We start from the raw sequence: 15,860 nt of genomic DNA, 5'->3' as shown, positions 1-15,860 counted from the left end.
CTCATATTTCTCTTTATAAGTTATTGACACTCATTTTCTAACGTGGTATATTTATAACATAAAGAGCGAAATATACCACAAACAAAAAAGGAGAATGAATTATGAAAAATTGGTATGGCTGTATTGGATTTGTTTCTTTGTTAGGCGTATGGGGATTGATTGGGAGCGAACCTTTGTTTCTATCGTTTTTTGCTTTTGTCCTATTTTTTGAGTATTTTTGGGTGACTCCCGATGAAATGTTTGTTGATACAATAAAAAGGTGTGCTTCATGGGCTTTCTTTGCTAATCTTTTCATTACAACTGCTGCTACATTTGCCTTGTCTTATTTTAAGATGAGCAGCAATCCTTTAGCTGCCGGAACAGCATTAGGATTTGGTATTTCAATAGCGATATTTGCTTTTTCTACCTTTGCTTTAGAAATTAAAGAGAGGGTTAATACAAAAAATGATTAAGAACAGGATAAAAGAGTTCAGAGCAAGATTTGATATGAAACAGGAAGATTTAGCAAATTTGGTTGGAGTTCGCAGAGAAACAATTGGAAATCTTGAAAAGGGTAAATATAATCCATCATTGGTTTTGGCATGGAACATTGCAAAGGTATTTCATGTTTCAATCGAGGAAATTTTTACTGTTGAAGAATAGGAAAGTTAGACAAGCCAAAATCTATTTCCATGTTTAACAATTATCGTAACTAATAGGTTAACAATGACAAAGTAGTTGAGTACACCGAGGGCAGGCAGAAGCCGGAACAGGTGAAAGAAAAGGCCGAGTAACGGCCCTTTTGTACTAAGTAGCCGCAGACGATATAAATCTCGTCCGTAGCCGAAATATCTCCTAACATGATCCGCCTCCAATCAGGCGGACGGTTTCTCTCAGCAGCGCCGGATTTGTCCCGTTGGGGATGCGCAGTACCACACCGGCTACGGATAGTTCCATGGCTGGAACCGAGAATGCCGGACACGCAGTCTCCAAAAGAGGCGGGGGAGGCATCCCGTCCCTGCCGGATGTCAGGCTCTATCCTGACAATCTCCTGTTTTGTGCTTACACGCTGGCTGTGAACCAGCTCCGGTATGCCCTGATATCCTTTCTGGCGGAGCCTGCGCATCCGGCCGTAGAATGTACCTGGGCAGATGCCTTTCTCCCTGCACCACTGGTGGTCTGTCAGGCCACTGGAGCGACATTCCATGACCAGACGGCACTGCTCTTTCGCTTTGACTGGCTTTGCTGGCATATATTGAACCTCCGGTTCTTTGGACTGTCTGAGTGGGATGTATCTGCAGATGAACATGATCAGCCAGCAGTTTTGCTGATAAAGGTATTGAATAAGTTGTAGCAGATAATGTATAATGTCCATGGGCATTGGCTCCTTTCGAGGTAATGGTCTGTGGTGAACTCATTATACATCAAAAAGGGAGGGCAATGCTCTTTTTATTGCAAACTCCCAATAAATCAATGTTTTAGCAACGAAAATAGGGTAGTAATTGACACTACCGATGGAAGTGGCGAGGTAAAAAGATATTGATCGTCTCCCATGGCACTGCTCTGAGCTTTCTGCAGGCCATGCTGATGGGCGATTCTTTCAGGGATATCGCCAGGCGGCGTTTTCACGGCACCGCTGGTTCCGTTTCGAAAATGATATTGGAGACGGATGGGAGAGCAGCAGTGCAGTATATCAACCATAAGGTGGGATGACGAGGCGTGCGGACTTTTTTTCTATGTGGTGGCAATATCTGAATATTGATATACGCAGGTTAAGGGCTTTTTGAACACATACTGCCATTACCGCAAGATTGGGAGGCAATATTATTATGTGTGTGACGAAGTGGAGAAAAGGCTCCTGGAAACAGATGGAAATATGGAATATCAGCTGGCGCAGGGCAGCCATAAGCCCCAGATATCAGGAGGAAGAAGTAATATCATTCTGTGTTGAGAAAGTAAGTCGCAAAAGCGGTGCATGCTTGAATGAAGATATGCCATAGATGCTTTTCATGGGGCTGATGAACTTGTCGAATCTAAGTAAAGCGGCGTCCAAACGCGAGCCATTTTGCCAGGAGGTAGGAGAGAAGCGATGACGCATAAGGGAACTGTATATCTGGAGACACCGCGTCTGATATTGCGGCGATTTCAAAAAGAAGACCTGGAACAGATTTATTATAATTGCTGGAATGATACAGAAGTCTGGAAATGGACAAATTATGCGCCAATGAACTGTATCGCGGATGTGATGACGAACGCAAATATGTTCACGCACAACTGGCTGGGCGCGTATGAGAAGAGTGACCGCTATAGCTGGGCCGTTCAGCTAAAGGAGACTGGAGAAGTGATCGGACGATATTTCGGAATGCATCCGGACGATGAGCTGCGCCAGGTCGAATTAGCATGTGAGATCGGGCGGAGCTGGTGGAATCAGGGCCTGATGACGGAGGCGACCAAAAGGGTCATCGAGTTTTTCTTTCGAGAAGTCGGGATGAACCGAATCTATGCCTGGCATGCAAATGAAAATCCGGCTTCCGGTAAAATGCAGGAAAAGGCCGGCATGAAGTGGGAGGGGACATTGCGGCAGGGATGTAAATGCAACAATGGAATATTTGACAAGGTAATGTATGCAATATTGGCGGAAGATTTTTTCAGGGAGGGCTAGGTCAGGGATGCATGCTCGATTTTTAGGATTTTTCAGCGGTTTTCCGACCCATCATTTTCCGGTTGGCATTGCGGAACGGCTCCGGGAAGAGCTGGCTGTCCGGGATAGCCTTGTTTTTGTAAGCGCATGGCCATCCGATTATGAGAGGAATGACAGCGACTCCGCCGGAATGCATGCCATGTTTGAGGAATGCGGCATGCCCTTTGGGCGATACAGCGTGATTGACGGCAGGACGGCTGTGGATGATGCCAGGCGGCTTATTCAGGAGGCGTCCTGCATCTTTCTGATGGGCGGCCATGGGGTCCGGCAGTTTCAGCTGATTCGCGACAAAGACATATGGGATGGAATCCGCAAAAGCGCCGTTGCTGTTTTAGGGGTGAGCGCAGGCGCGGGCAACATGGCAAAACGGGCCCTGGACATATGGGAATCCCATGTGCCTTATGAGGGGCTGGGATTGGCCGATATTACTATAAAGGCGCATGCAGCGCAGGAAAACCGGGAGCTGCTGCAGATTTTGTCGCAGATTTCCATGGAACAGAATCTGCCTATCTGCGCTATGGAAGATGAAAGCGCTATTTTTGTCAAGGAAAAGGAAGTTACCTATTTAGGGCGAATTCTTTTGATAAGCAATGGGAATGTCTGTCCGATGTCCCGGAAGGTATTGGAACAAATGTGGGTTGTCGGTGATTCAGGTGAAATGCCGGGGGCCTGGGAGCATTCCTCTGGCTGCTGAAAAAGAGTGGGGCTGCGGCAGGACAATGGCGCGGTGTTCGGGGCAGGGCCGGTGCATTTGGTCACCCTATGGGGCGTTGAGGACGGAACGGTGTTCAATTCCATGCGGGCCTTATGTTTGAGGAGGATGAGGGAATCCTATTCTTTGAGAAAACAGACCCCATACTGCCTTTCCGGCTCAGAATCCGGAAAGGCACATACCGGGACTGGAAAGGCATAAGTATCAGCAAAAAATGGGAGATTTCCTGTTGGACGTAGAAGAGGTAAGGGCCAGATTAAATGAGTTCACAGTTGCCTCCATGCGGGCATTTTGACTTTTCTGTATGAATAGCAATAAGCGTGATTCGGCATGTAGGGAGGGGATATCTTCGGGTATTCCCTCTTTGCGCTGATGACGAAAAGATTCCGGAGACCCGGTAACCTTTCCACCCGGAACGGTGCTTATTAAGGTAGAGGCGTTCCGGCAGGAAGAGAAAGGGGGCGAGAGCCTTGGAGGACAGCAAGATCATCGACCTGTACCTGGGCCGCGACGAGGCGGCCGTGCGGCATACATCTGAAAAATATGGGAACCGTCTGCGGTCCTTGGCCTATGGGATTGTCAATGACCCACAGACTGCCGAAGAATGCGAAAACGATACTTACATGGAAGCCTGGAGCGCGATTCCGCCCCACGAACCCAGAAGCTATCTCTACGCTTTTCTGGCGCGGATCACCCGCCATATCTCCCTGAACTGCTGCCGCAGCCGCAGCCGACTGAAGCGAAGCGCATTCATCTGTGAACTCAGCGCGGAGATGGAGCAATGCATCCCGGCCCCGGACGATGTGGAAAGCCGCGTGGACGACATGGCGCTCCGCGAAGCGATCAACGGGTTCCTCGGCACGCTGGGCCAGGAGAAGAGGAACATCTTCATACGCCGGTACTGGTATCTGGATTCCATTGCACACATCTCCCAACGCTTTTCACTGTCGGAGAGCAAGGTGAAGACCACGCTCTTTCGATGCCGCAATCAGCTTCGCGCGTATCTTGAAAAGGAGGGCTACTGGATATGAGGGGAAACGAGCTTTTGGACAAGATGGAGCTTATTGATTCTGCCTATGTAGAGGCGGCGGACGCTATGCCGAAAAGGAGAAGGGCGGCCTGGCTGAGATGGTGCGCCGCGGCGGCATGCCTCTCCCTTTTGGCCATTGCGGGGATAGAGCTTCCCCGGAAGGATGATTCCGTCCGGGTCTCCATAGGAGGGATTCCGCGGGAGTACAAAAATATGGATATCACGGCAGGCGAGTCTGCCATGGAATGGCCTTGGGAATATAAGACGGTTTCCGAGCAGTACACTACCCTGGCCATGGACGGAGAGGAATTCCTTTCGAGAGGGCCTGTCGCGGCCTCTCGTGTCGGCGATGCGCTGGGCAGATATGATGTGGGGGGCTATGATGCCTATACCGGCCAGGAGCATCATATGACAGTGGAGGTGCATCGGGTCATCGGGATTTCGGAAGACAAAATCGTGGCGGCAGAGCTGGACGGGGGATACTATGTATTCGGTCATGGCGGATATGCGCCTCCGGCAGACCTGGGCCAGATGCTGGACGACTATTCGCTGGAGCGTACCCTGCCCCTGGAGCATTTTACGGAATATGACGGATATGAGGAAAAGGGGCATTTCAGGCTAAAGGATGACGCATATGTCTGGGAGGTGCTGAACGCCTGCAGAAGCGCTGAATTCATCAAGGATGACGGCTGGACCGAAAACGGCAGGAGCTTGAGCTTCACCGCCACCTCTGACGCGCTGGGCGTCTACAAGAGGGTGTTCCGCGTCACGGAGGACGGCTATATCTGGACGAACGTATTCGATTATGCCTATCTCTTCCGTATCGGCAGGGAAGCCGCGGAGCGGATCTTCTCTTACGCGGCCGAAAACGGTATCGAAGCCGAGCCGGAGCCCTACACATCCTCCCTTGCCGGTACCCTTGCCGAAATCACGGATCGGTATATTTTAGTGGATGATACCATTTTGTGCTCTGACGAAAAGGAGGGCATGCGCTTCAAAATCTATCTGGATGACGTGCGGATCAGCCGCCACATAGAGTTCGAGGGCATTGCTGTCGGAGACGTGGTTGTAGTCAGCTTTACGGGCGGCATCGACGCGGAAGGGGGAAATGTGGTGGAGGGGGCTTGTTCCCTGGCCAGGGGGTACCTGTCCGAAGAGGGCGTCTCGGTTCCGGAGTGAAGGCTTATGGGGCACGGAGGGATGCGTGGCGCAGCTATGTGCCGCTCCGGTTCAAAAGGGGATGGCGGGAAAGGTATACTGCATAACGCTGAATCCTGCCTAATGTAATCATGCGATTGAACCAGCCAGCGTTATGCAGTCTGGTTTCACGGCAAGTGAAATCGTTAAGCAGTATAAATAGAATCGTGTTAAGAAAACGCCTCCCTGTTCCGAAATATAAAATAACCATGTCTGTAAGAAGGTGCAGATAAAGCCGTAATTTGGACTTCTCTGACAATGCAGACGGAACTTACACGGAGGGAAGGGGCAGGAGGAAGGACGGTGGATAGAACAGACAGAAAACCGAACATTATCTATATTTTGGCCGATGATATGGGCTACGGAGACATCTCCGCTTTTAATGAAAAATGTCCCTTTACCACGCCGAACCTGGATCTCATGTGTGAAAGGGGAATGCGTTTTACGGATGCCCATGCCACTGCGGCGGTATGTACCCCTTCCCGGTACGGCTTTCTCACAGGGAGGTACAACTGGCGCTCGGTTCTCAAGTCGGAGGTGATTGGGGGATATTCCGCTCCGATTCTGGAGGAAGGGCGCACCACGGTAGCCAGCATGCTGCAGTCCCAAGGATACCGTACCTGCATGGTGGGAAAATGGCATCTGGGGATGGACTTTGCCAAGACAGATGGCTTTTATGAGAAAGAAGGCTTTGCTGCCTGTGACGGGGTCGATTATGCCGGATCGATCAAGGGCTCCCCCACAGAGCACGGTTTCGACTACTACTATGGAATCAGCGGCTCTTTGGACATGCCGCCCTATATTTATATTGAGAACAATCGCTTTACAGCGCTGCCGGATCGGGTGACGAAAGGGACGGGCAAGAAATTCTGGCGGGAAGGGCCTACCGCCCCCGATTTCATCCATGAAAATGTTTTGGATGATTTCTGCGATAAGGTATTAGAAAAGATAGAGGAATACCGGGAAGCCCCCTTCTTCATCTATTTCGCCATGCCGGCCCCTCATGCGCCTATCCTGCCGGCCGGGCGGTTCCTGGGAAAATCCGGGACGAACGAATATGGGGACTTTGTCCTACACTGTGACGACGTGGTAGGGAGGATCAGCAGGAAACTGGAAGAGACAGGGCTGCTGGAGAACACCATCCTGGCATACGCCTCGGATAACGGTTGCAGTCCTTTTGTGGATTTCCAGGAGTTGAAGGCGAAGGGGCATAGCCCCAGCTACCATTTCAGAGGCGCCAAGGCGGATATCTATGAGGGCGGACACAGGATTCCGTATATCGTACAGTGGCCGGAGAAAATCAGGGGCGGCAGCGTATCCGGCGCAGTGGTATGCCTGTCAGATTTCCTGGCGACCATAGCGGACTGCCTGGACGTCGCGCTGAAGGAAAACGAGGGGGAGGACAGTGTAAGCAACCTCCCCCTGTGGACGGAGGAACGAACAGAAGTGCGCCAGGATATCGTGCATCAGAGCATAGACGGCTCCCTGTCCATTCGAAAGGGGAAATGGAAGCTGGAGATGTGTCCGGAATCCGGTGGCTGGTCCTACCCTAAGCCTGGCGAGGAGCCGGAGGACGCTCCGCAATTTCAGCTTTACGACCTGGAGACGGACATCGGGGAGACCCAAAATGTCATAGCAAAGTATCCCGAGATGGCCGTAACGCTGCGGGAGATTCTGACTGGCTATATACGCAGCGGAAGAAGCACGCCCGGCACAAAACAGAAGAACAATGGCCAGGAGGTATGGGAGACCATCCTGTGGATTGATGAAAAACAGGGCTGAGGTCATTGCTTTGCACGGACAAAAGGATATCGCAAAGATTAGCAATCATGATGAGGACAGAATCACGAGCATGATGGACGGGAGGGCAGTACAGCGGCCCGGCATCATGCGGCACTGTGCAGATAATGGCATCCGACATGGGCGTGCTGCTGTATACCGATTATGGATTCCGCAAAAACGGTAATTTCATGTACTATACATTTTGAGGATGCAGGCGAAAAGAAAGTGGAGGCCTGACGGAAAGGCGCATAGAATGGAAACGTGCGGACTGCTTTTGTTCGACTTGGACGGCACATTGCTTCGCAGTGACAAAAGGATAACGGAGAGGACGCTGCGGGCCCTGGACAGATGCAGGGAGAAGGGTATGATGATAGGCGTGTCCACGTCCAGGGGAGAGAAAACCGCTCTGTCGTTCATAGACGCGCTGCGCCCTGACATCCTGATCGCCAGCGGCGGTGCCCTGATAAAGCGCGGGGGCGAATACATATACAAGGCCGAGTTTTCAGCGGAGCGGACGAGACAGATGATTGCGGCGGCCAGAAACATATGCGGCATGGACTGTGAGATAACCATAGACACGGTAGATTCCCACTATTGGAATTACAGAACCGATCCGAAAGAGCAGGACAGGAGCTGGGGCGACAGCATCTATACGGATTTCCGGGATTTCGGGCAGAACTCCCTGAAGATGTGCGTGGAGATTTTCGATGACAGTCAGGCCCGGAGGCTGGCGGAATTGCTGGATGACTGCGATTGCATACGGTTCTCCGATGGATACTGGTATAAATTCACCCGAAAGGGAGTCACCAAGGAAGCGGCGATATTGAAAGCATGCGCTGCCTGCGGGATTGGATTGGGGGAAGTCACGGCCTTTGGGGACGACTACGCGGATATGGGGATGCTCCGGCTGTGCGGCAGAGGAATCGCCATGGGGAATGCATTGGACGTGGTAAAGGAAGCGGCGGATCTCGTGATTGGCAGCAATGACGAGGACGGAATCGCGGTGTACCTGGAATCGCTGATGGAATGACGGGGAGGGGGAGAACGGAATGGAGAGCAGGATAGATCATGCGGCAAAAAAATGGGAGCTGGGCCATTTCGAAGAGATCTACCGGTATCCCGCAAAGGCGGTCTTCTCCGCACAGTCCCGGCAGTTCGGCCCTGTCATCCTGAAAATCGACCGGAATATCGGGCAGCTGAAATCCGAACATCATATGCTGGCAGGGCTGTCGGGCGCGTATAATTGTAAAGTATACGCCTATGAGGAGAGTGCCGGGCTTCTTCTGGAGGAGCGCATTATCCCGGGGACAGTGCTGCGCAGGGAAGCGTCCCTGGAGAAGCGGATCCGGATATTTTCCGGGGTATTTGACGGGATACATCTGCCTGCGGAGGAGGGCGGGACTTATCTGGACTGGCTGGAGAGGATCTGCGGGTATTGCAGGCAGAATCCTGTGGCGGAGGAGCTTCCGGACCTGGCGGTTCAGGCGCGGGGAGTCTGCGCGGAGGTGTTCGGGAGATATCCGGACAGGGTGCTCCTCCACGGCGATCTGCACCACGACAATATCCTGTCCAGGACTGACGGGAGCTATGCCATGATCGACCCAAAAGGGGTCATTGGCCCGGCAATCATGGATCTGCCCAGGTTCATACTCAATGAGCTGGACACAGACCATACATGTCCGGACGGAGAGCATATCCGGGAGGTCATCCGGCTGTTGGGCCTGCAGACAGGCTATCCGGAGGCGGATATCGGGAGGCTCTTTTTCATGGAGACGGTTCTGGAAAACATCTGGTGCGTGGAGGACGGCAACGAGGCGAACAGGCAGGAGCTGGAGGTGGCCGGGCTTTTTCTGTAACCGGTTTCAGGAACAGTGGGAAAATGTCTGCACATGCGGCGGCAGGCATGGAAAAAGGAGGGAAAGGATGACATTTGAACGTTTGGGCCAGGAGAATGCGGAAGCGTATATCGCGTATCTGAGGACTGCGATGAGGGAAGAACCTGAAAAGATGACGGCTGAAACAGTCGATGAAGAGGGGATAAGGAACAGGGTTTCGGATTCCTTTTACACAGGGACCACATCCATTCTGGCGATGGAAGACGGGAATGTAGTCGGACGCATAGAATACCATTTCTATGGCTGCATGCAGGACGGCTACCGGATGGCGTATGTGGACTGGGTCTATGTGCTGAAGGCTTACAGGCACAGAGGGATTGCGCAGATGCTTTTCGCGGAGCTTGAAAAGGACTGCGGCCGGAACGGCATAGATCAGTATTATCTGATCCGGGCGAGAAATGAGGAGGCGGACAGGTTTTACGGAAGCTTCCGGGGAGCCGCGATGGAGGACGCCCCGATTTTGCGGAGATATCTGGAGGCGCGGGAGCCTTAGTACCCCGATGCATGAATCCTTGAGCAATCAGCCCTGGCTGCCCACCCCGGTACTGCGTTGCCGCCAGGGGGCGATGCACCCGCATCGCCTCCTTCCTCTGCCTTGTTCTGGCGCGGACATCAAGCGCTGATTACTCGGGAATTCAAGCACCGGTGTACCAGGCGGGGGCTTCGGCGGGCGGAAGCCTTACTTTTTCGGGGGAATGGGACGATATAATGGAATATAGGTCATTCCATGGAATATAAGGCATTCCATGGAATATAGGTCATTCCATGGAATAAGTAGAATTTCGCAGAATAAAAGGCATTCGGTAGACGGCGGGACGATATAGGTGTAAAGGCAGGCGGCCAGGGCGGGCAGCACGGCGGCATTATCCGGAAAGGCAGGGGGCGTTATGAAGATAGGGGAAGCGCAGGAAATCTACAGGGAGCAGATCAGGGCATATCAGAAGGAGAAGAGCAGCATATCGAAGCAGCTTCAGAACCTCCGCAGGCGGATGGAGATCCGGCCGGAGGAAAAGGAGCAGTGCGCCACCGAGGCGGCCACGCTGGAGCTGACCCTGGAGGCCCTGGATGAAAAGCAGGATGAGTACCAGGAGTATCTCAGCAGGCTGACGGAGACCTACTGCACCTACTGGAACGCCGCGGTGGCTGACCAGCAGGCGGATGCCTCGGAGGAGTACGCCGAGGACATGGCGAAGGTCATGGAGGTGGCCCGGCGCATCATGCGCGGCGATATCGTGCCCGCATCTGACGAGAAGAAGCTGATGGAATACAGCGAGGAGATGTACCAGACAGCCAAGAGCGTAGGGGCCATGGTGCGCCGCCAGAAGCGCGAGAAGCACAAATCCCTCTGGGGGGACGAGGAGGAAAAGCAATACCCCGACCCCAGGGAGGCCGCAGAGAACGCGGAGGCCCCCGGAGACGGGCCGGCGGTGGTGGATGCGTCGTCTGTAGCGGCGGGCGTCTCCGCTGAAGGATGAGGCGATGGAAATGATCATCGGAGCGGATATCCGGTGACGCAGGCCGTTGTAGGGGGGACCGGGAAAGGCCGGAAGCGCAGAAGAAGCATTACAAAAAAAGAATCAGGGGTAGGCGCGAACGGCCTGCTCCTTCCGCTATATGGGGCACGGCAGCAGCCGTGTCCTTTTGCGTGGGAGGATATCTGCGGCAGCAGGGATGGAGGGAGACCGGGATGGCACAGGAGTGGGCGAAGGCATTCCACAGATTCAAGAGGTGGCTGACGTGCAGGGACGCATACATAAAGGTCAGAATCCTGGCGGACGGCGGCCTGTGCGGGGAATGCCGCGGCAGGCCGGGATACATCGTGCACCACAGGAAGCCGCTCACCCAGGAGACCGTAGGGGGCTCAAAAATGGTGAGCGACTCGCGCGTAGGGGTGTAGTGCCAGATAAGAGAAGGGGCATTTTCCGGGAATATAGACTTCATCAGAGCGTCAGGGAGCAATGTGAACACCTTGGACGGCCTTGATGCACATGCCGTCATAATAGATGAAATTGGAGCAATAAAATATAGTGGCGGTGCGGCTTGTTGTCAACGAAATAATCAGCATCCTGGAGCATATAGTGGATATAGGAGTCAAGATGCCGCCGTTCCTCCTGCCGCTGGCAAAGAATATGAAGCGGGCAGCGGAGGAGAAGGCTGACGTGGCGGCAAAGGAGGATGGAGATGGAGAATAAGGCATTATTTGAGGGGCCGGACATATCTGTCCACCAAGGCGTGGTGGACATCAAACGCGTGCGGAATGCAGGATGCAAACGCATAGGCATCCGGGCCGGGTACGGAAAGAACAATGTCGACCAGCGCTATGTGCCTAATGCACAGGCTTGTTACAACCTGGGAGTGGATGTGCTGCTGTATTGGTTCTCATATGCGTATACTGTGGATATGGCCGCGGCGGAGGCCGGATACGCAATGGCCCAAGCGGCGAAGTACTGGGAGAGATGCCCGGTGGCATTTGATTTCGAGTACGACAGTGTGAACTATGCACGGAAGAACGGCGTGGCCATCACCCGGGAATTGGCCACGGACATGGCCATAGCGTTCCTGGAGAAAGTCCGGGATGGCGGATATATCCCTGTAATCTATACCAACCTGGATTACATGCGCAATTACTTTGACCTGGAGCGGATTGCTGCGCAGCTCGGCCGGATGTATGTCTGGTATGCCAGATACACATCCTCGCTTCTGGATAGCGAGACCCGGGCAGTGGACATCTGGCAGTATACCGCTTCCGGCAGGATTCCGGGGGTGGCAGGGCGCGTTGACATGAACCGCTTCTACACGGATTTCGCCGAGAGCACAGTTCCAATCCACAGACCACAGAAGCGCAACCTGAACATCCAGGGCTTCCAGGCGGCGGCAAATGCGGACGGATACCGGGACGCAGACGGGAATCCCCTCTCGGAGGACGGCCTGGACGGGCCCGGGACACAGCATGTCCGCAGCCAGATTGCCCTTAAGGCAAGGCTCTCCCAGGGAAACTATGTGGTGGGCTCCAAAGGTCATCTGGTGGAATGGTGGCAGCAGCGCTGCAATGAGATCCTGGCGCGCAGCCAGGCGGTAGATGGACTGTTCGGCAAGACTGCCCGGAAGGACACGCTGGCCCTACAGCGCAGGTTGAGCCTGAAGGAGGACGGCATCGCCGGATACAACAGCATCCAGGCCGCATTTTACAACTGATTCAGGCCGATCTGTCATGACAAAACTGAGACCTCTTCTCTTCAGAATGCTTCATTTTGTGCTGCGAGACATAAAAGAGACATTTACAACCATCAACTGTAAATCACATTTCGTTACATGGATAAAAGGCAAAAAAGGCTGATTTCATGCGGTTTCCATGCATATCGCAAAGAAAATCCCCCGGGGGCTCGGCCCTCCGGGGATTGGGTTTTCGTGAGACATTGGGGATTCGAACCCCAGACAACTTGATTAAAAGTCAAGTGCTCTACCACCTGAGCTAATGTCCCATATTCATAAAAAAGGGGATATCCCCCTCCAACAGGGCTAGCTGGATTCGAACCAGCGTCTGCAGCAGTCAAAGTGCTGTGCCTTACCGCTTGGCGATAGCCCTACATGTGACACCAAGCGCGCCGCCGCGATACATCTGCGAAAAAGCCAAAGCCCGCTTGCGGTGAACGATATCCTGCTGTAAAAGGGTGGATAAAGGGATTCGAACCCTTGGCCTCCAGAGCCACAATCTGGCGCGCTAACCAACTGCGCTATACCCACCACATCTTTCATGGAACCCTTGCCCGTACCAACAGACGGCCTAAACGTCCCCAACGTGCCCGAAGGGATTCGAACCCCCGCCCCACGGCTTAGAAGGCCGTTGCTCTATCCAGCTGAGCTACGGACACATGTCGGCTGTCACACTCAAACCAACGAATCATATTTTAACGTATATTCTTTCGTTTGTCAACAGTTTTATCTCATACTCGCCAAATTTTTTTCGAAATTTTTTCGGCAAATTTCCCTTAAAGTTCCGGGGAAGGAAAATTTGCGCTTGAAAACCGCGGAGCGGAGAGTTATAATGGTCGTCAGACCCATTCTGCAGTTCACATTAAATCCAACAGGATTCTGCGGGAAACCGTTTACCATGCCAAGAATCATTACAGAGGAAAGAGAGGATATACCTATGCAGAAAGAACAGAATACACAGCCGGAGAACAAGATGGGCGTCATGCCTGTGGACAGGCTCCTGCTGTCCATGTCCCTGCCCATGATGATATCCATGCTGGTGCAGGCGCTTTATAATATCGTGGACAGCATTTTCGTGTCCAGGGTCAATGAATATGCTCTGCGGGCCGTGTCGCTGGCCTTTCCAATCCAGAGTCTGATGATTGCCGTAGGCGTGGGCACTGCGGTGGGCATCAACTCTTTCCTGTCGAAGACATTGGGGGAAAGGGATTTCGGGAAAGCGAACAAGATTGCGGTAAACGGTATATTTATCGAGTTCGTAAGCTTTTTGGCGTTTGCGCTGATTGGTATTTTTGTGAGTCGTCCTTTTTTTGCCAGCCAGACCTCTATCCAGGAGGTGCGGGATTATGGGACAGCCTATCTGACAATCTGCTGTACGGCCAGTATCGGCATTTTTATGCAGACGGTATTCGAGCGCCTGCTCCAGTCCACGGGCAAGACGATATACGCCATGATTACCCAGGGGGCAGGGGCTATCGTCAACCTGATTCTGGATCCGATTCTGATATTCGGCCTGCTGGGTTTCCCGGCCATGGGCGTGTCGGGAGCTGCGGCCGCGACGGTTGCAGGACAGATTGTGGCGGCTTCGCTTGCTGTCCTGTTCAATCTGAAATTCAATAAGGAGCTGCATATTTCTTTGAAAGGCTTTCGGCCTGATATGAGGCTGATTGGGAATATCTATAAAGTGGGGATTCCCTCCATTGTCATGCAGGCAATCGGCTCTGTGATGACTTATGGCATGAATCTGATTCTGGAGGCCTATGGTGTGGCGCAGACGGTGTTCGGCATTTACTTCAAGCTGCAGAGCTTCGTCTTCATGCCTGTGTTCGGCCTGAACAATGGCCTGGTGCCCATTATTGCCTACAACTTCGGCGCGGGGAAGCGGGAACGGGTGGTGAAGGCTATGAAAAGCAGCATTCTGTATGGTGTGTGCATCATGCTTGCGGGGCTGGCTGTCATGCAGCTTTTTCCCGGACAGCTGATTGCCATGTTCGATGCGGATGCGGCGTCCGCGGAACTCCTGGTAATCGGAATTCCTGCTCTCCGGATTATTTCTTTAAGCTTTGCCTTTGCAGGGTATTGTATCGTGGTGGGAAGTGTGTTCCAGGCGCTGGGGAACGGCGTGTACAGTATGTGCGTCTCCATTGCGAGGCAGCTCTGCGTGCTGCTGCCCGTGGCGTGGCTGTTTTCCCTGAGCGGGAATGTGAATCTGATATGGTGGGCTTTCCCCATAGCCGAACTGGTCAGTGTGGGAATGAGTACCTTTTTCCTGGTACGGATTTACAGGAGGATTATCCGGCACATTGGAGAGGATACGCTGGGGGTATCGGAATAGAAAGAGTTTCTTGCAGAAGATGACGGCTGACGCTTGACAAGAGGCAGAAACAGCATGTATAATCGGTGTAGCTGCTGCGGGAGGGATCTGCAGCAGCGGCAGGCGGATATGGCGGAATTGGCAGACGCGCCAGATTTAGGTTCTGGTGTCACCCGACGTGCAGGTTCAAGTCCTGTTATCCGCAGGAGACGAGGAAAGCCGCAAGTCCAGGATTTTTTCAGTAAAATCAAGGGTTTGCGGCTTTTTGCGTCTGTAATTCCCAAAATCTACGATTGCAGTGCCATATAGGAATTGTGGTATTCCTGGCGGTAGGTGACATCTTCGTCGAACCAGTCCGGGGGAAGGAAAGCTTCAGCGGCTTCTTCGCTGCCGAACTCTACTTCGGCTATGACTAAGGGCGCGAAAGGCGGGTCGAAGATATCCAGCTCAATGGTCAGAGTGTAGTCCGAGGGCGGACAGGGCAGCCCTGTACTTTCACGGAACCCCGGGTTCGGCAGGGGAATCAGGTAGCGTCTTTTGGAGATGATGCGCCCGTCTGACTTTTCGCGCAGATGATAATAAGCCTCCCGATTCAGGGGCAGATTGCTCTCTTCCCTGGTCATCATGCCGCTCCCCTTGTAAGTCAGATAGTATTCGTCATCCTCCTTTCGGACCCGGACGACGGGCGATGCGTTTAGGTAAGCCTGCTCGATATGGTGAAAAGGGTAGCTTTCCAAGTCAGCGGGCAATTCTTTGATGGTAAATTTCCGTTCGATTTCCATGGCTTTTCTCTCCCTCAGATTAATCAATGATGTTATACTGCATAACGCCAGAACTTACCATGCTGCATTGGTTAATTGTATATAGCTGGCATTATATAATCAGGTTACTCGGAAATTTTAACTGTTAAGCAGTATAAATCAATTGATTGATAACTATATCATAACACATTTTCAATAAATTCCAAAGCTTTAATTGAAATATTTGACATTTATATGTATACTGAAATAGTAGGACGATTGCAACAGTTCAGGAAC

Annotated in this window: 18 protein-coding genes and 5 tRNA genes; 17 read left to right on the top strand and 6 right to left on the bottom strand. The window is 52.6% G+C overall.

From position 1 onward, the window contains the following. Window positions 1-101 precede the first annotated feature (101 nt). Window positions 102-452: a DUF3796 domain-containing protein gene (locus NFS35_RS19915; RefSeq protein ID WP_251208839.1), complete on the top strand. Its 351-nt coding sequence runs from the start codon at window positions 102-104 to the stop codon at window positions 450-452. Beyond that, window positions 445-642: a helix-turn-helix transcriptional regulator gene (locus NFS35_RS19910; protein WP_004076922.1), complete on the top strand. Its 198-nt coding sequence runs from the start codon at window positions 445-447 to the stop codon at window positions 640-642. The genes NFS35_RS19915 and NFS35_RS19910 overlap by 8 nt, the downstream gene beginning before the upstream one ends. 49 nt (window positions 643-691) lie before the next feature. Here the strand turns inward: NFS35_RS19910 and NFS35_RS19905 are convergent, their stop codons facing one another. Continuing rightward, a complete protein-coding gene (locus tag NFS35_RS19905; RefSeq protein ID WP_251208873.1) occupies window positions 692-1,231 on the bottom strand; it encodes a hypothetical protein in 540 nt (179 codons plus the stop codon). 335 nt (window positions 1,232-1,566) lie between these two features. On the opposite strand from NFS35_RS19905, the gene NFS35_RS29095 reads away from it, so the two are divergent. From NFS35_RS29095 to NFS35_RS19840, 13 genes are all read left to right on the top strand, one after another. Further along, complete coding sequence (locus NFS35_RS29095) at window positions 1,567-1,692, top strand: hypothetical protein (protein ID WP_275564715.1); 126 nt, start codon at window positions 1,567-1,569, stop codon at window positions 1,690-1,692. Between the two features lie 376 nt (window positions 1,693-2,068). Then, window positions 2,069-2,641 (top strand): GNAT family N-acetyltransferase, encoded by a 573-nt coding sequence (locus NFS35_RS19900; RefSeq protein WP_251208838.1) that lies wholly within the window; start codon window positions 2,069-2,071, stop codon window positions 2,639-2,641. A gap of 7 nt (window positions 2,642-2,648) precedes the next feature. Beyond that, a complete protein-coding gene (locus NFS35_RS19895) occupies window positions 2,649-3,374 on the top strand; it encodes a Type 1 glutamine amidotransferase-like domain-containing protein (protein ID WP_251208837.1) in 726 nt (241 codons plus the stop codon). Between the two features lie 488 nt (window positions 3,375-3,862). After that, the gene (locus tag NFS35_RS19890) at window positions 3,863-4,423 is read left to right on the top strand and encodes an RNA polymerase sigma factor (protein WP_251208836.1); all 561 of its coding nucleotides are present in this window, start codon (window positions 3,863-3,865) and stop codon (window positions 4,421-4,423) included. Further along, window positions 4,420-5,601, top strand: a complete 1,182-nt coding sequence (locus NFS35_RS19885; protein WP_251208835.1) for a hypothetical protein — start codon at window positions 4,420-4,422, stop codon at window positions 5,599-5,601. The genes NFS35_RS19890 and NFS35_RS19885 overlap by 4 nt, the downstream gene beginning before the upstream one ends. Window positions 5,602-5,922: 321 nt before the next feature. Continuing rightward, on the top strand, window positions 5,923-7,401 hold the full coding sequence (locus NFS35_RS19880; RefSeq protein ID WP_251208834.1) for a sulfatase family protein: 1,479 nt from the start codon (window positions 5,923-5,925) through the stop codon (window positions 7,399-7,401). Between the two features lie 253 nt (window positions 7,402-7,654). After that, entirely contained in the window at window positions 7,655-8,431 is a 777-nt protein-coding gene (locus NFS35_RS19870) for an HAD family hydrolase (RefSeq protein WP_251208833.1), read from the top strand. A gap of 19 nt (window positions 8,432-8,450) precedes the next feature. Continuing rightward, entirely contained in the window at window positions 8,451-9,257 is an 807-nt protein-coding gene (locus NFS35_RS19865) for an aminoglycoside phosphotransferase family protein (protein WP_251208832.1), read from the top strand. Window positions 9,258-9,324: 67 nt separating this feature from the next. Further along, window positions 9,325-9,789: a GNAT family N-acetyltransferase gene (locus NFS35_RS19860; protein ID WP_251208831.1), complete on the top strand. Its 465-nt coding sequence runs from the start codon at window positions 9,325-9,327 to the stop codon at window positions 9,787-9,789. 394 nt (window positions 9,790-10,183) lie between these two features. Beyond that, window positions 10,184-10,771 carry a hypothetical protein gene (locus NFS35_RS19855; protein ID WP_251208830.1) on the top strand — a complete coding sequence of 196 codons (588 nt, stop codon included), beginning with the start codon at window positions 10,184-10,186 and terminating at the stop codon, window positions 10,769-10,771. Between the two features lie 212 nt (window positions 10,772-10,983). Further along, window positions 10,984-11,193 carry a hypothetical protein gene (locus NFS35_RS19850; RefSeq protein WP_251208829.1) on the top strand — a complete coding sequence of 70 codons (210 nt, stop codon included), beginning with the start codon at window positions 10,984-10,986 and terminating at the stop codon, window positions 11,191-11,193. A gap of 130 nt (window positions 11,194-11,323) precedes the next feature. After that, window positions 11,324-11,488, top strand: coding sequence for a phage holin family protein (locus NFS35_RS19845; RefSeq protein WP_251208828.1), 165 nt, complete (start codon window positions 11,324-11,326; stop codon window positions 11,486-11,488). Continuing rightward, the gene (locus tag NFS35_RS19840) at window positions 11,478-12,491 is read left to right on the top strand and encodes a GH25 family lysozyme (protein WP_251208827.1); all 1,014 of its coding nucleotides are present in this window, start codon (window positions 11,478-11,480) and stop codon (window positions 12,489-12,491) included. The genes NFS35_RS19845 and NFS35_RS19840 overlap by 11 nt, the downstream gene beginning before the upstream one ends. A 214-nt stretch (window positions 12,492-12,705) precedes the next feature. On the opposite strand, the gene NFS35_RS19835 is transcribed toward NFS35_RS19840, so the two are convergent. The 4 genes from NFS35_RS19835 to NFS35_RS19820 form a co-directional block, all read right to left on the bottom strand. Further along, window positions 12,706-12,778: transfer RNA gene (locus NFS35_RS19835), tRNA-Lys, on the bottom strand. 32 nt (window positions 12,779-12,810) lie between these two features. Further along, a tRNA-Gln gene (locus NFS35_RS19830) sits at window positions 12,811-12,882 on the bottom strand. 84 nt (window positions 12,883-12,966) lie between these two features. Further along, a tRNA-His gene (locus NFS35_RS19825) sits at window positions 12,967-13,040 on the bottom strand. A 54-nt stretch (window positions 13,041-13,094) separates the two neighbouring features. Further along, a tRNA-Arg gene (locus NFS35_RS19820) sits at window positions 13,095-13,168 on the bottom strand. 278 nt (window positions 13,169-13,446) lie between these two features. Here NFS35_RS19820 and NFS35_RS19815 point away from each other — a divergent pair. Beyond that, window positions 13,447-14,844 (top strand): MATE family efflux transporter, encoded by a 1,398-nt coding sequence (locus tag NFS35_RS19815; RefSeq protein ID WP_251208826.1) that lies wholly within the window; start codon window positions 13,447-13,449, stop codon window positions 14,842-14,844. A gap of 102 nt (window positions 14,845-14,946) precedes the next feature. After that, window positions 14,947-15,028 (top strand) — tRNA-Leu (locus NFS35_RS19810). Window positions 15,029-15,110: 82 nt separating this feature from the next. Here NFS35_RS19810 and NFS35_RS19805 read toward each other — a convergent pair. Then, window positions 15,111-15,605 carry a CYTH domain-containing protein gene (locus NFS35_RS19805; RefSeq protein ID WP_251208825.1) on the bottom strand — a complete coding sequence of 165 codons (495 nt, stop codon included), beginning with the start codon at window positions 15,603-15,605 and terminating at the stop codon, window positions 15,111-15,113. Window positions 15,606-15,860: the final 255 nt, after the last annotated feature.

It is taken from the genome of Acetatifactor aquisgranensis, from assembly GCF_943193215.1.
Classification (GTDB): domain Bacteria; phylum Bacillota; class Clostridia; order Lachnospirales; family Lachnospiraceae; genus Acetatifactor; species Acetatifactor aquisgranensis.
The sequence above is the reverse complement of the archived record's forward strand: the minus strand, read 5'-3'. Positions and strand labels throughout refer to the sequence as shown.

Bases quoted from the DNA above. Each gene is read 5' to 3' on its own strand.
- NFS35_RS19915 (WP_251208839.1), top strand. From the start codon at position 102: ATGAAAAATTGGTATGGCTGTATTGGATTTGTTTCTTTGTTAGGCGTA.
- NFS35_RS19910 (WP_004076922.1), top strand. From the start codon at position 445: ATGATTAAGAACAGGATAAAAGAGTTCAGAGCAAGATTTGATATGAAA.
- NFS35_RS19905 (WP_251208873.1), bottom strand. From the start codon at position 1,231: ATGCCAGCAAAGCCAGTCAAAGCGAAAGAGCAGTGCCGTCTGGTCATG.
- NFS35_RS29095 (WP_275564715.1), top strand. From the start codon at position 1,567: ATGGGCGATTCTTTCAGGGATATCGCCAGGCGGCGTTTTCACGGCACC.
- NFS35_RS19900 (WP_251208838.1), top strand. From the start codon at position 2,069: ATGACGCATAAGGGAACTGTATATCTGGAGACACCGCGTCTGATATTG.
- NFS35_RS19895 (WP_251208837.1), top strand. From the start codon at position 2,649: ATGCATGCTCGATTTTTAGGATTTTTCAGCGGTTTTCCGACCCATCAT.
- NFS35_RS19885 (WP_251208835.1), top strand. From the start codon at position 4,420: ATGAGGGGAAACGAGCTTTTGGACAAGATGGAGCTTATTGATTCTGCC.
- NFS35_RS19870 (WP_251208833.1), top strand. From the start codon at position 7,655: ATGGAAACGTGCGGACTGCTTTTGTTCGACTTGGACGGCACATTGCTT.
- NFS35_RS19865 (WP_251208832.1), top strand. From the start codon at position 8,451: ATGGAGAGCAGGATAGATCATGCGGCAAAAAAATGGGAGCTGGGCCAT.
- NFS35_RS19860 (WP_251208831.1), top strand. From the start codon at position 9,325: ATGACATTTGAACGTTTGGGCCAGGAGAATGCGGAAGCGTATATCGCG.
- NFS35_RS19855 (WP_251208830.1), top strand. From the start codon at position 10,184: ATGAAGATAGGGGAAGCGCAGGAAATCTACAGGGAGCAGATCAGGGCA.
- NFS35_RS19850 (WP_251208829.1), top strand. From the start codon at position 10,984: ATGGCACAGGAGTGGGCGAAGGCATTCCACAGATTCAAGAGGTGGCTG.
- NFS35_RS19840 (WP_251208827.1), top strand. From the start codon at position 11,478: ATGGAGAATAAGGCATTATTTGAGGGGCCGGACATATCTGTCCACCAA.
- NFS35_RS19815 (WP_251208826.1), top strand. From the start codon at position 13,447: ATGCAGAAAGAACAGAATACACAGCCGGAGAACAAGATGGGCGTCATG.
- NFS35_RS19805 (WP_251208825.1), bottom strand. From the start codon at position 15,605: ATGGAAATCGAACGGAAATTTACCATCAAAGAATTGCCCGCTGACTTG.